Below are 12,664 nucleotides of genomic sequence, written 5' to 3'. Positions count from 1 at the left end.
ACAACCGCGCGATGGGGCCCACGAGCGGCTCGCCGGGCGGCAAGGCTATGCTTGGCTTTTCGGTCTCAACAAGGGAAAGAGGATGGCCAACTGGCGGCGGGCATGGTGGCCCGGAGGAACCTGGTTCTTTACCGTCAACCTGCTGGAGCGGCGCAACAACCGACTGCTGGTGGAGCAGATTGACCTGCTGCGCCACAGCGTTGCCAAGGTGCAACAGGCTCACCCCTTCACCATTCACGCCTGGGTGGTGCTGCCCGACCATCTCCACTGCATTCTCTCTTTGCCGGAGGAGGACACCGATTTCCCCCTGCGTTGGCGGCTGATCAAAAGCCACTTTTCTCGAGCTTTGCCGATGATCGAACGGCGCAGTCAGACCCGGTTACGCCACGGGGAGCGGGGCATCTGGCAACGCCATTATTGGGAACACCTGATCCGGGATGAGCAGGATTACCGCCGCCATATGGATTACGTCCATATCAACCCGCTCAAGCATGGTCATGTTACGCGGGTGGCCGATTGGCCCTACTCCACCTTCCATCGTTACGTGGCGAGTGGCGCCTATCCGCCGGATTGGTGTGGGTCGGTGGATGGGCTGTTAGGGGGATTGGAGTAAACCTCTCAAGGGTTAAACGTCCGATTACGCGATCGTTCGATTACGCTTCGCTAATCGAACCTACGGTCCCTTGATAAACGCAGAACTCAAGATCAAGTCAGTGTCATTTAACCATATGAATGTATTATAGTTTTGTGCTTCACTGAACGTTGGGATATCACAAATAGTGATATATTTTCATTGACGGCTAGGTCATGATTGTCCATGATTCCGGTTACACATTTGACTCACAAATTGTAAGTTAAGGGTGTAAAAAAGGGCCCGAAGGCCCCTGGTTAGATCTGGTAATACTGCACTTTGGTTGCTTCTGGTGTGCGAGACCAAAAGTAATCGTTGAAATCGTGCGGGACTACACTAAGCAGAAGTAAAAACACAAATCCTACAAGCTTTTGTCTTAAAGCGTCTAGGAACCCTGATATGAGCCACCTGATCCATTTTGGAAGGGTGGCTTTATCATTTGTAGCCTTTGGTGTTGAACGACGTGAACGTCGTGGTCTTTTTGGCATGGATAACCTCCATCATTTGCCATGGGATGAGCACAGTTTTGCCCGGAATGGATTTTGATACTTCGTTTATCACCATGAGTTGCTCCTCAGTTGATGTAAAACCACTATATGTGGTGCTCCTGTTGCTTCGTAACACAAGATAATGGTGCAGAGACATAGTTGCAATGTGTGGATAACTGGCGCGCTGTGGATAAATTGTGAGTCCCACTCTGTCTGTTAGTATCCACTCACACTGAGCGGGCTTTCATTCGTCCGCTCCGCTAAATACAAGTCTCCCGATCAAGGATGGAAAATTTAAATAACTTTTTTTGCTTGCGAAAAGGGTGCTTTTTTAATAGCAAACTTAAGTTGAATATACCTTGTCCAATATGGGGAAAATATTGTTCTTCCACAGCTTAAACACAGCTGTAGGTTCGAATAGCGAAGCGTATTCGGACAATCGCGTATTTAACGTTGTCGCGATAACGAATATAAAAATCAACCCGGCCTAAGCCGGGTTGGTTGTTTCAAAAAGCGGAAAAAATCAGAGCGCTTCCAATCTGGCATACGCCGTCACCAGCCACTTGGCGCCGACGTCGTCGAACTGGATCTGCACCCGGCTCTGCTGGCCGACCCCTTCGAAGTTGAGCACGATTCCTTCGCCGAATTTCGGATGGAGCACCCGCTGGCCGAGCTTGATGCCGCTGGCGTCGAAGCTCTGCTGCACCTCGTTCTGGCTGAAGCGGCCGTACTGGGTGGGTCTGCTGACCTGGGTGCGCAGCCGGATCTCCTCCAGACACTCGGCGGGCATCTCGCGGATAAAGCGGCTCGGCTTGTGGAACATCTCGCGGCCATAGATGCGGCGGCTCTCCGCATAACAGATGTAGAGCTTCTCCATGGCGCGGGTCATACCGACGTAACAGAGGCGACGCTCCTCCTCCAGCCGCCCCGACTCCTCTGTGGATTGCTGGCTGGGGAACATGCCCTCTTCCACACCGACCAGCAGCACCAGGGGATATTCCAGCCCCTTGGCGCTGTGCAATGTCATGAGTTGCACCGCGTCGGCATATTCGTCCGCCTGATTCTCGCCGGATTCCAGCGCCGCGTGGGCGAGGAAGGCGGAGAGATCGCTCATGTCCTCCAGCTCGTCCGGGCGCTGGTACTGACGGCAGGCGGTAACCAGTTCGTCCAGGTTCTCTACCCGCGCCTGGGATTTCTCGCCCTTTTCCGCCAGATACATCGCCTTGAGGCCGGAGTGCTGGATGGCGATGTCCGCCTGCTGGTGCAGTGGCAGCAGGGAAACCTGCTCCTCCAGCGCGTCGATCAACTCCACAAAGCCGCGCACCGCGTTGCCGGCGCGACCGGTCAGCACCTTGTCATTGAGCAGTGCCTTGGCCGATTGCCACAGGTTCTGGCCCTGATCGCGAGCGTTGTTGCGCAAGATCTCGAGGGTGCGATCGCCGATGCCCCGGGTCGGGGTGTTGACCACCCGCTCGAAGCTGGCGTCGTCGCCACGGTTGTTGATAAGGCGCAGGTAGGCCATGGCGTCTTTGATTTCCTGGCGCTCGAAGAAGCGCAGGCCGCCATAGATGCGATACGGCATGGCGTCCTGCATCAGCGCCTCTTCCAGCACCCGTGACTGGGCGTTGGAGCGATAGAGGATGGCGCAATCGGCCAGGAGGCCGCCTTTCTCTTTCCAGTCCTTGAGGCGGCCGACCACGAAGCGCGCCTCGTCCACCTCGTTGAAGGCGGCGTACAGCGAAATCGGCTCACCCTCGGCCCCTTCGGTCCACAGCTCCTTGCCAAGGCGCTCCGAGTTGTTGGCGATGACGCTGTTGGCGGCTTTGAGGATGTTGGCGGTGGAGCGGTAGTTCTGCTCGAGGCGGATGGTCTCGGCGCCCTGATAGTCGGTCAGGAAGCGCTGGATGTTCTCAATCTTGGCGCCGCGCCAGCCATAGATGGACTGGTCATCGTCGCCGACGATCATCACCTTGCCGGTGTCGCCGGCCAGCATCCGCAGCCAGGCGTACTGGATGCCGTTGGTGTCCTGGAACTCGTCCACCAGGATGTTCTGGAAGCGGTCGCGGTAGTGCTCGAGGATGTGGGGCTTGTTCAGCCACAGCTCGTGGGCGCGCAGCAGGAGCTCGGCAAAATCCACCAGCCCGGAGCGATCGCAGGTCTCCTGATAGGTCTTGTAGATCTGCTGATAGGTGCGGGTGACGGGGTCGCCGTAAAGATCGATATCGCCGGGGCGCAGCCCCTCGTCCTTCTTGCCGTTGATGTAGCCCATCACGGCGCGCGGGGCCCAGTGCTTCTCGTCGAGGTTGAGCGCCTTGAGCACCCGGCGAATGAGGCGGTACTGGTCGTCGGAGTCGAGGATCTGGAAATCCTGCGGCAGCCCTGCATCCAGATGGTGGGCCCGCAGCAGGCGGTGGGCGATGCCGTGGAAGGTGCCGATCCACATGCCGCGCACGCCGTCACCGATCACCTTCTCGACCCGGCCGCGCATCTCGGCCGCCGCCTTGTTGGTAAAGGTGACCGCGATGATGGAGAAGGGTGAACAGCGTTCCACCTGCATCAGCCAGGCGATACGGTGCACCAGCACCCGGGTCTTGCCCGAACCGGCACCGGCCAGCACCAGCAGGTTGCAACGGGGGGCCGCCACCGCGTCTCTTTGCTTGTCATTGAGCCCGTCGAGCAGGGTTGAAACGTCCATCACCACTCCTGTTTATTTATACAGGCGGGGATTATACGGCCTGAGCCGCCAGAGACCAACCGGCAGGATCAACGAAGGGGGCGGTGATAGTCCCGGTATTGGCCCAGTACCTCACCGGAAAAGCTGAGCAACCGGGCGCGGGGGGCATCCAGCATCTGCTGGACGGGATCAAATCGAAGTGAAGCGGCCAGCATACGGCCCTCAGGCAGGGTCACTTCCGTTTTCCCCATCACCAGCATGCCGTCCTGATAATGCCCATGCTCGAAGCGCACGATGACGTCATTCACCATCAAGGTGCCCTGCTTGAGCTGCAGTGATGCTCGTTGCATCTCTCGCAACGCAAACAGACTGGACAATGACGGACGCCCGCTGGGCATCCGCTGCAAGTATTCGTGGGTGGTCAATTGATATTGCAACTGACCCTGACGATCGAAGACTCGCTCCCGATAATCGGTGTAGCGCGTCAGCATGCCGGCAGCCTGTGCCACCGGCATCCACAACAGGAGCGCCCCCGTCAGGAGCGCTCCCACTGGTTTACAGCTGATCGGCACAGTTGACCTTGTTGTCATCCAGGTCGGTACAGGAGACGAAGACCTTGTCAAAGGTCGACCCGGCCACCGGCGTCATCTGGGTTGACCAGTCATAACCCACCCCCTTGGCATAGATGGCGGTGTGGCTCTCCTGATCTTCCTGCATCCAGCCGATGTACTTCAGTGCGCCGCGATCGCTCTGGGCAAGTGCCTTGAACTCGTCGCTCGTGATGAGACACATGGGCTCTCCCATGGCCTTGGACAGCTCGGCATCCCGCGCCCCCACGGCGCCATCACAGCCGCCGGTCACCTTGATGGTCATGTCACTGCGATCCAGCATCTCATCGAAGAACGGCAGCACATTGATGTTGTACTTCACCCCCACCTCTTGAGGCTGCCAGCCCATGCCGGTATTGACGTATCGGGTCTCGACGCTTTCCCACTGGATAGTGGGCACAGTGCCTGCAAAGTGGTTCGCCAGCTCCTTGAGAGTCGCGGCATTGGCCTCGATCTCATCCTGGGTCAACGATTCGTCCAGCTTGCTCTGATCGATGGTCAGAGCGAGGCTCACCGCATCCTTCAACTGCGACTTGGCCTTGGCCAACCGTGCCTTGGCATCGTCGGTCAAACGGAAGAAATCGGCGTGCGCCACCAGCGCATCCGGCTCTATTTCCTGCTGACTGAACTGGGTCTCGAAGGTGCTGCTGCTCTCTTCATAGGTGGTGGTCGGCTGCATGCCCCAGGTGTCCTTGATGTGCATACGCGGCAAGGTCACTTCTTCCTGCTGGGTGACATAGGCGCTGTCCGGACCGTACTGGTAGGAGGCGGCGATGTTGAGGGCCGATGCCATCGCCATCGCAGACGCCCGCAGTGCCTTGGCACCGTCGAGGTTGAGGGTGACGGTATCGTCATCGCCATAGGTGGCGCTGTAATCCGGATCCTGGATATCGGCCAGGGCAGCCGCGACGTTTTCCAGGCTGTCGGCATAGGCGCCCATCAGCTTGGCCACGTCACGGGTATATCCCTTGCCACCTTTGAGCGCCACGGAGGCGGTGCCGGGGGTATGGATGATGACATCCATCACCTTGGCCAGGCTGGTGCTGTAACCACTGCCAATGGCGGACGAGGTGAAGGCCAGGCGTTCAGCCACCACGGGGTTGTTGGTCACCTCCAGCATAGTCAGCATGGCCAGCACGATCTGGCGATCGGCCTTGCCGCTCTCACCGGTCTCGGCCTGCAGGGTCTCCTTGTACTCCTTGAACTTGCTCTCGACGTCCAGGTTTTTCAGATCGGTCAGTCCCTGCAGATCGCTCAGCACCTTGTCGACCGCCACGGAGCGGCCATTGACGCCAGCCAGGGTGGCGGAGAGGTGGGCTTTCGCCGCAGCCAGAGAGACGACGGCCTTGGTGAGGCCCGCTGTTTTCAGCGCCTCGACCAGGGAGGTGTTGAAGGCGTCATCGCTACCCAGTTCGACGATCCCCAGTTGCGCGACCTGCGCCTTGTCGAGGGCGATGCCGTTCTCCGGATTGCTGTCGCTGTCGAGCGTCTGCAGCAATGCCGCAATGCGGATCGCTTTCTCCTTGTCGTCACCCGCCAGGGTGTAAGGGGTCACCAGCGAGTTGCCCGCCTTGAGGGTCACCGCCCCCAGGCGTTGGTTACCCAATGCGAATTCGCAGGTGTCGCCATCATCAAACAGGAATTCACCCTTGGCATTGGTGACACCGGTGTAATCGTTGCACCAATAGTCGAGGCCATCCACGACGGAATCCAGGAAGACGGCAGTGTGAAGAGGCTTGCTGCCGGTGTCGGTGCCACCGCCATTGTTGCCACCATTGCTGCCGCCCCCGTTATCGTCACCACCGCCCCCGCAAGCGGTCAACATGACACCGGACAACACACAAGCCACTGCCATACTCAGCACGTTCTTTTTCATTTTTATCACCCGAACAAATGTAAAAAATACGCCCCCATCCCGGGGGCCAAGTTAACCCGGGTATAACCTAGCGTACCCATATGACAAACACCAATACATTTCCATATGAACGTGCTTGCCATCACGCAGGCCCCGAACGAGCACGAAAAACGGCCACAGACGACGGTCCAGGGAGGGGAAATAGCCACCCATCTTGGGCTGTCACACCCGGGGCGGATCTCCTGGCGATCAGCCAGCCCGCCCGCCAGCGTGGCGTCGATGAGGCCGCAGGGCTGGTGCCGATGGAAGCCAGTTTTTTCATCAGGGGAGGAAAACGGTTGCGCCTAACATCATGAATCTAAACACAAATGTCGATCGAGCCCTATCAATCCCGGAATTTAATTCTGCAAAAACACCATAAAACAAACACTTATAAGGCAATTTGCTTATATTTCAAACCGTTAACGCAAACGTTTTTCCTCTATGATCCCCTTGACCAACGGGCTGGCTCACTTACAGTTAGCCAGCGTGCTTTATGACCTGCCAAGACAGGTTGTGGACCCTCACATAACAATCAAGGATACGATCGTGACTAAAGTGCTCAAGCTGGCCACCGTGGCCGCCCTCACCCTCGCTGCCCTGTCCGCCCAGGCAGCCTCCGAGCCCGCCGTCATCTATGACACCGCAGGCAAATTCGACAAGTCCTTCAACGAAGCCGTGTTCCGCAACGGCGTCGAAGTCTACAACAAGGACAAAGGCGTCAAGGTCAAGGAGTTCGAACCCCAGAACGAAGCCCAGCGCGAGCAGGGCCTGCGTCGTCTGGCCAGCCGTGGCAACGGCCCCATCGTCGCCGTCGGCTTCAACATGGGTTCCGCAGTAGAGAAGGTTGCCACCGAGTTCCCGAACACCCAGTTCACCATCATCGACATGGTGGTCGACAAGCCGAACGTCCAGTCCCTCATCTTCAAGGAGCATGAAGGTTCCTTCCTGGTGGGTGCCCTGGCGGCCATCGCCTCCAAGACCGGCAAGGTCGGCTTCGTGGGCGGCATGGACATCCCGCTGATCCGCAAGTTCCAGTGCGGCTATGAGCAAGGCGCCAAGTACATCAATCCGAAGATCGACGTCTATCAGAACATGACCGGCTCCACCCCGGCAGCCTTTGCTGACCCCGCCAAGGGTGCAGAACTGGCCAAGTCCCAGTTCGCCAAGGGCGCCGACGTGGTCTATGCCGCCGCCGGTGGCACCGGTATCGGTGTCTATCAGGCTGCCAAGGACGAAGGCAAGCTGGCCATCGGTGTGGATTCCAACCAGAACCACCTGCAACCGGGCACCATGCTGACCTCCATGGTCAAGTCCGTGGGTCTGGCCGCGTACAAGAGCTGGGATGACGCCGCCAAGGGCAGCTGGAAGCCGGGCATCCAGTCCCTGGGTCTGGCCGAAGGCGGGGTTGACTGGGCGCTGGACGAGAACAACGCCAAGCTGATCACCCCGGAAATGAAAGCCAAGGTCGAGAGCATCAAGGCCGACATCATCGCCGGCAAGATCAAGGTGCACGACTACATGAGCGACAACTCCTGTAAGTACTGACCCTGCAAGTACTGAGTCTCTGCTACGACTCTCAATCCAGACCGGCCCGTACGGGCCGGTTTTTAGTCTCTACTTCATGACCCGCAAGGACTGCATCATGGACCAGACAGATCGCTATGCCATCGAATTAAGGGGTATCGATAAGCGGTTCGGCGACGTGTACGCCAACAAGCAGATCGACCTTCAGGTTCGTAAAGGCAGCATTCACGGCATCGTCGGCGAAAATGGCGCCGGCAAGTCGACCCTGATGAGCATCATTTACGGTTTCTACCACGCCGACAGAGGCGAGATGCTGATCGACGGGAATCCGTTCAAACCCCATGGCTCCCAAGATGCGATTGCCGCCGGGGTGGGCATGGTGCACCAGCACTTCATGCTGGTGAACAACTTTACCGTATTGGAAAACGTCATCCTGGGGGCCGAGAACGGCTGGCGCCTGGGCAAGAGCCTGGCGGCCGCCGAGAAACTGCTGGGCGAGCTGGCACGGGACTATGGTCTCGAGGTGCCGCTGCACGAGAAGGTCGAGGATCTGCCGGTGGGCCTGCAACAGCGGGTCGAGATCCTCAAGGCGCTCTATCGCGGTGCCCGCATCCTGATCCTCGACGAGCCCACCGGGGTGCTGACCCCGCAAGAGGCGGATCACCTGTTCGAGGTGCTGAAAAAGCTGCGGGATCAGGGGGCGACCGTCATCCTCATCACCCACAAGCTGCGGGAGATCCTGGCCATCACGGATCAGGTCTCCATCATGCGCCGGGGGGAGATGGTGGCTCACGTCGCCACCAAAGACACCGACAAGGAGCAGCTCGCCGAGCTGATGGTGGGCCGCAAGGTGCGCCTCAAGGTCGACAAGGGCACCGCCCAGCCGGGCGAGGCCAAGCTCAAGGTCGAGGGCCTCTCTTACGTCGATGACGCCGGGGTGGAACGGGTCAAATCCGTCAGCTTCGAAGTGCGGGCGGGGGAAGTGGTCGGCATCGCCGGGGTCTCTGGCAACGGCCAGTCCGAGCTGCTCAGCATGCTTGGGGGCATCCTCAAGCCCAGCAAGGGCGGCTTCACCATCGCCGGGGCGCAGCGCCACGAGGTGAGCCAGAGCCACCCGGCCGATCCGGAGCAGGTGCGCAACTTCGGCCTCGGCCACATCCCGGAAGACAGGCACAAGATGGGGCTCATCAACCGCTTCGAGGCGAAAGAGGCCTTCATCCTCGGCTATCACCGCCGTGCCCAGTACAACAAGGGCTGGCTGCAGGACAAGGAGGCGATCCGCCAGGATTGCCAGGCCAAGATGGAGAAGTGGGACGTGCGCCCGCCGAGCCCGGAGCACAAGACCGCCAACTTCTCCGGCGGCAACCAGCAGAAGCTGGTGATCGCCCGGGAAGTGGAGCAGGACCCGGATGTGCTGCTGGTCGGCCAGCCGACCCGGGGCGTCGACATCGGCGCCATCGAGTACATCCACCAGCAGATCATCGCCATGCGCGACAAGGGCAAGGCGGTGCTGCTGGTGTCGGTGGAGCTGGACGAGATCATGAGCCTCTCCGACCGCATTCTGGTCATCGCCGATGGCCGCATCGTCGGCGAGCTGGACGGCGCCAGGGCGGATGAACGCACCATCGGCCTGATGATGGCGAACATAGTTCCTGACGACGTGGCGGCAAGCCAATCACAAGGAGCCACATCATGAAGGTCACAACCACTTGTAACGGATTCGGCCTGATGATGGTCAACACACCAGTCCCCGACGATATCAAGGAGGCCCATTCATGAGCCAAGCACGTGTTCCTGCCTGGATATCCGTGGGCGTGCTGCCCGCAGTCAATATCCTGCTGGCCTTCCTGGTGTCGGCCATCCTGTTCTATTACCTCGACATCAGCCCCATCGAGGCAGCCGAAATCATGTGGTACGGCGCCTTCGGCACCGGCGAGGGGATAGGCTTCACCCTCTATTACGCCACCGGTTTCATCTTCACCGGTCTGGCGGTGGCGGTGGCCTTCCACGCCGGCCTGTTCAACATCGGCGGTGAAGGGCAGGCCTATATCGGCGGCCTCGGGGTCGGTCTGGTCTGTCTGCTGCTCGGGGACGTACTGCCGTTCGCCCTGCTGCTGCCGCTCGCCATCATCGCCGGCGGCCTGTTCGGCGCGGCCTGGGCCTTCATCCCGGCCTGGCTGCAAGCCAAGCGGGGCAGCCACATCGTCATCACCACCATCATGTTCAACTTCATCGCCGCCTCCCTGATGGCCTACCTCTTGGTCGACGTCTTCAAGCCGCCAGGATCCATGGCCACCGAGAGCAAGGTGTTCGCCGTGGCGAGCTGGCTGCCGAAGATGAGCGAGCTGGCGGCCGGTTTCGGCATCGCCATGCCCAACAGCCCCCTCAACATCAGCTTCTTCTGGGCGCTGATCTGTGCGGCCCTGGTGTGGGTCTTCATCTGGCATACCCGCTGGGGCTACGAGATCCGCTCCGTGGGCGCCAGCCAGAGTGCCTCCGCCTATGCGGGCATTTCCTACCCCAAGGTGGTGATCCTGGCCATGGTGATCTCCGGCATGTTGGCGGGCTTCTTTGCCCTCAACGTGCTGCAGGGTGAGCTGCACCAGATCAAGCTCAACTTCGTGGAAGGCTTCGGCTTCACCGGCATCGCGGTGGCCCTGATGGGCCGCAACCACCCGGTCGGCGTCATCATCGCCAGCCTGCTGTTCGGCTTCCTCTACCAGGGCGGCGCCGAGCTCAGCTTCGAGTTCGGGGTGGACCGCAACATCGTCGTGGTGCTGCAGGGTCTGGTGATCCTGTTCTGTGGCGCCCTGGAGCACATGCTGCGCCCGCGCATCGAGCAGGCCTATCTGACCTTTGCCAACCGCCCGGCCGCCCAAGTGAAAGGAGCCTGATCATGTTCGAAATGCTGATCCTGATGCTGGATGCGACCACCCGCACCGCACCGCCACTGATCCTGGCGGCCATGGATGACGGGGATGTTTTGCGAGCCGAAGGGAGTCCAAGCCATGTTTGAAATGCTGATCCTGATGCTGGACGCGACCATTCGTACCGCGCCTCCGCTCATCCTGGCGGCCATGGCCGGGATGTTTTGTGAACGCTCCGGGGTGGTCAACATCGCCCTGGAGGGCAAGCTGCTGGCCTCCGCCTTCGCCAGTGCGGCGGCCGCCGCCGTCACCGGTTCCGCCTGGATTGGGCTGGGGGTCGGGGTGGGGATCTCCATCCTGTTCGCCCTGCTGCACGGCTTCGCCACCATCACCCACCGGGGTGATCAGGTGGTGAGCGGCATGGCCATCAACATCCTGGCGGCCGGTCTCACCGTGACCCTGGGGCGCTACTGGTTCGATCAGGGGGGCCAGACCCCGGCGCTCTCCGGCGCGGCGCGCTTTGCCCCCATCGACCTGCCCTATGCCAAGGAGCTCTATGACGTGCCCGTCATCGGCCAGCTCTACAGCGAGCTCTTGAGCGGTCACTCCCTGCTGGAGTACGTGGCGTTCGCCGCCGTGCCCCTGGCCTGGTGGGTGCTGTTCCGCACCCGCTTCGGCCTGCGGCTGCGGGCGGTGGGCGAGGCACCGGCGGCGGTGGATACCGCCGGTATCTCCGTGGTGCGGATGCGCTATACCGCCCTCATCATCGGCGGCCTGCTGGCCGGCATTGGCGGCACCTACCTGGCAGTGGCCCAGACCGCCCAGTTCATCCCCAACATGAGCGCGGGCAAGGGCTTCATGGCGCTGGCGGCCCTGGTGTTCGGCAAGTGGCGCCCCTGGAACGCCATGGCGGCCTGTCTGCTGTTCGGCTTCCTCGACGCGGTCGCCATCCGGCTGCAAGGGGTCAGCATCGGCGATTTCCCGATCCCGGTGCAGGCCATCGAGGCGCTGCCCTACATCCTGACGGTCTTCCTGCTGGCCGGTTTCATCGGCAAGGCGGTGGCCCCCAAGGCCCTCGGCACCCCCTACGTCAAGGAGCGGGAATAGCCCCGCCCTTCATGCCATGCAAAAGGCCCGCACATGCGGGCCTTTTCTTTGAGATATCCAGGATGTTCTTGGCTGAATAGAAAAATAACCCGGCCTTGTCAAAGAACGGGTTATTCCTTCATCAGCACAACATATCAATAAACCTGTAATTAGCCGGGTAATTTATCGGCTAGAACCATACTTTCTTATTGATAATATAGGTCTGCTCAAATTCTTCATCTGACTTGGAGATATAAACAACAAATTCGATGAAGGCAATGATCCCGATAACAACCGACGGCAAACCAAGCAGAATGAAACCAAGCAGAAATATCAGCAGCATGATCACACCTTGTTTGGTGTAACCCAGGTAGAACTTGTGAGCACCGAAAGCGCCCAGGAAAAATGCAAACAGCGCAGCTGCGACCTTCTTGGAAGAACCAGCATTAGAGGCTATGGCATAGATGGCTTTTGCATGCTCGCCTTCAATAGAAAAATCAACTTTCAAGCCACTCTTCGGGAGCTGATTCCCTTTCCATTCAATAATGTCAAACTGATATCTATTACTATCATCCCCAGAAATCAAACCAGTACGAGCTGATTCATTAAAATCAATAACCGTGCCTTTCATTATTATCTGTCCTTTAGCAATAAGAGGATAAAGACCCGGTATGAGCAGGTCTATTGCGTTTGACAGGCTACAACAACAAAGGCTCATTTGAAACAAAAATTCATTTATGAATACTAAATAACTGATCCCAATAGTGCTACACCTTCGCTGTGCCATAGCCATTCCCCGGGAAAGGAGACACGGTATCCATGAAGTGTTTCACTCGGGCCAGCAGGTTTGCCATCCCTCTGCATTGATGATTGCGCGTGATGGTTTCAT

General features: G+C 59.2%; 10 protein-coding genes and 1 pseudogene. 6 read left to right on the top strand and 5 right to left on the bottom strand.

Translation table 11 applies throughout. From position 1 onward, the window contains the following. The first annotated feature begins 82 nt into the window (after window positions 1-82). Together J9889_RS08655 and J9889_RS08650 are read left to right on the top strand one after the other, a co-directional pair. Window positions 83-613 (top strand): transposase, encoded by a 531-nt coding sequence (locus J9889_RS08655; protein WP_210556397.1) that lies wholly within the window; start codon window positions 83-85, stop codon window positions 611-613. A gap of 417 nt (window positions 614-1,030) precedes the next feature. Next, a complete protein-coding gene (locus J9889_RS08650; RefSeq protein WP_158656235.1) occupies window positions 1,031-1,177 on the top strand; it encodes a hypothetical protein in 147 nt (48 codons plus the stop codon). Window positions 1,178-1,642: 465 nt separating this feature from the next. On the opposite strand, the gene uvrD is transcribed toward J9889_RS08650, so the two are convergent. From uvrD to J9889_RS08635, 3 genes are all read right to left on the bottom strand, one after another. Next, window positions 1,643-3,814 (bottom strand): DNA helicase II, encoded by a 2,172-nt coding sequence (gene uvrD, locus J9889_RS08645; RefSeq protein WP_210556395.1) that lies wholly within the window; start codon window positions 3,812-3,814, stop codon window positions 1,643-1,645. A gap of 68 nt (window positions 3,815-3,882) precedes the next feature. Continuing rightward, the gene (locus J9889_RS08640; protein WP_146054082.1) at window positions 3,883-4,344 is read right to left on the bottom strand and encodes a hypothetical protein; all 462 of its coding nucleotides are present in this window, start codon (window positions 4,342-4,344) and stop codon (window positions 3,883-3,885) included. Between the two features lie 4 nt (window positions 4,345-4,348). Then, window positions 4,349-6,277, bottom strand: a complete 1,929-nt coding sequence (locus tag J9889_RS08635) for a hypothetical protein (protein ID WP_210556393.1) — start codon at window positions 6,275-6,277, stop codon at window positions 4,349-4,351. Between the two features lie 567 nt (window positions 6,278-6,844). On the opposite strand from J9889_RS08635, the gene J9889_RS08630 reads away from it, so the two are divergent. The 4 genes from J9889_RS08630 (at window position 6,845) to J9889_RS08615 (ending at window position 11,796) form a co-directional block, all read left to right on the top strand. Then, complete coding sequence (locus tag J9889_RS08630; protein ID WP_041212138.1) at window positions 6,845-7,843, top strand: BMP family ABC transporter substrate-binding protein; 999 nt, start codon at window positions 6,845-6,847, stop codon at window positions 7,841-7,843. Window positions 7,844-7,940: 97 nt separating this feature from the next. Then, a complete protein-coding gene (locus tag J9889_RS08625; RefSeq protein WP_043153609.1) occupies window positions 7,941-9,518 on the top strand; it encodes an ABC transporter ATP-binding protein in 1,578 nt (525 codons plus the stop codon). Between the two features lie 79 nt (window positions 9,519-9,597). After that, entirely contained in the window at window positions 9,598-10,716 is a 1,119-nt protein-coding gene (locus J9889_RS08620) for an ABC transporter permease (protein WP_042864622.1), read from the top strand. A 114-nt stretch (window positions 10,717-10,830) separates the two neighbouring features. After that, a complete protein-coding gene (locus J9889_RS08615) occupies window positions 10,831-11,796 on the top strand; it encodes an ABC transporter permease (RefSeq protein WP_010672471.1) in 966 nt (321 codons plus the stop codon). Between the two features lie 169 nt (window positions 11,797-11,965). Here the strand turns inward: J9889_RS08615 and J9889_RS08610 are convergent, their stop codons facing one another. Both J9889_RS08610 and J9889_RS08605 read right to left on the bottom strand, forming a co-directional pair. After that, complete coding sequence (locus tag J9889_RS08610; protein ID WP_033131364.1) at window positions 11,966-12,406, bottom strand: TM2 domain-containing protein; 441 nt, start codon at window positions 12,404-12,406, stop codon at window positions 11,966-11,968. Window positions 12,407-12,542: 136 nt separating this feature from the next. Further along, window positions 12,543-12,664: pseudogene (locus tag J9889_RS08605) on the bottom strand (IS630 family transposase); the annotation flags it as partial.

Source organism: Aeromonas sp. PrichA-15, from assembly GCF_017939245.1.
In the GTDB taxonomy this organism is placed as follows: domain Bacteria; phylum Pseudomonadota; class Gammaproteobacteria; order Enterobacterales; family Aeromonadaceae; genus Aeromonas; species Aeromonas caviae.
This window is presented reverse-complemented; position numbering and strand designations above follow the sequence as displayed.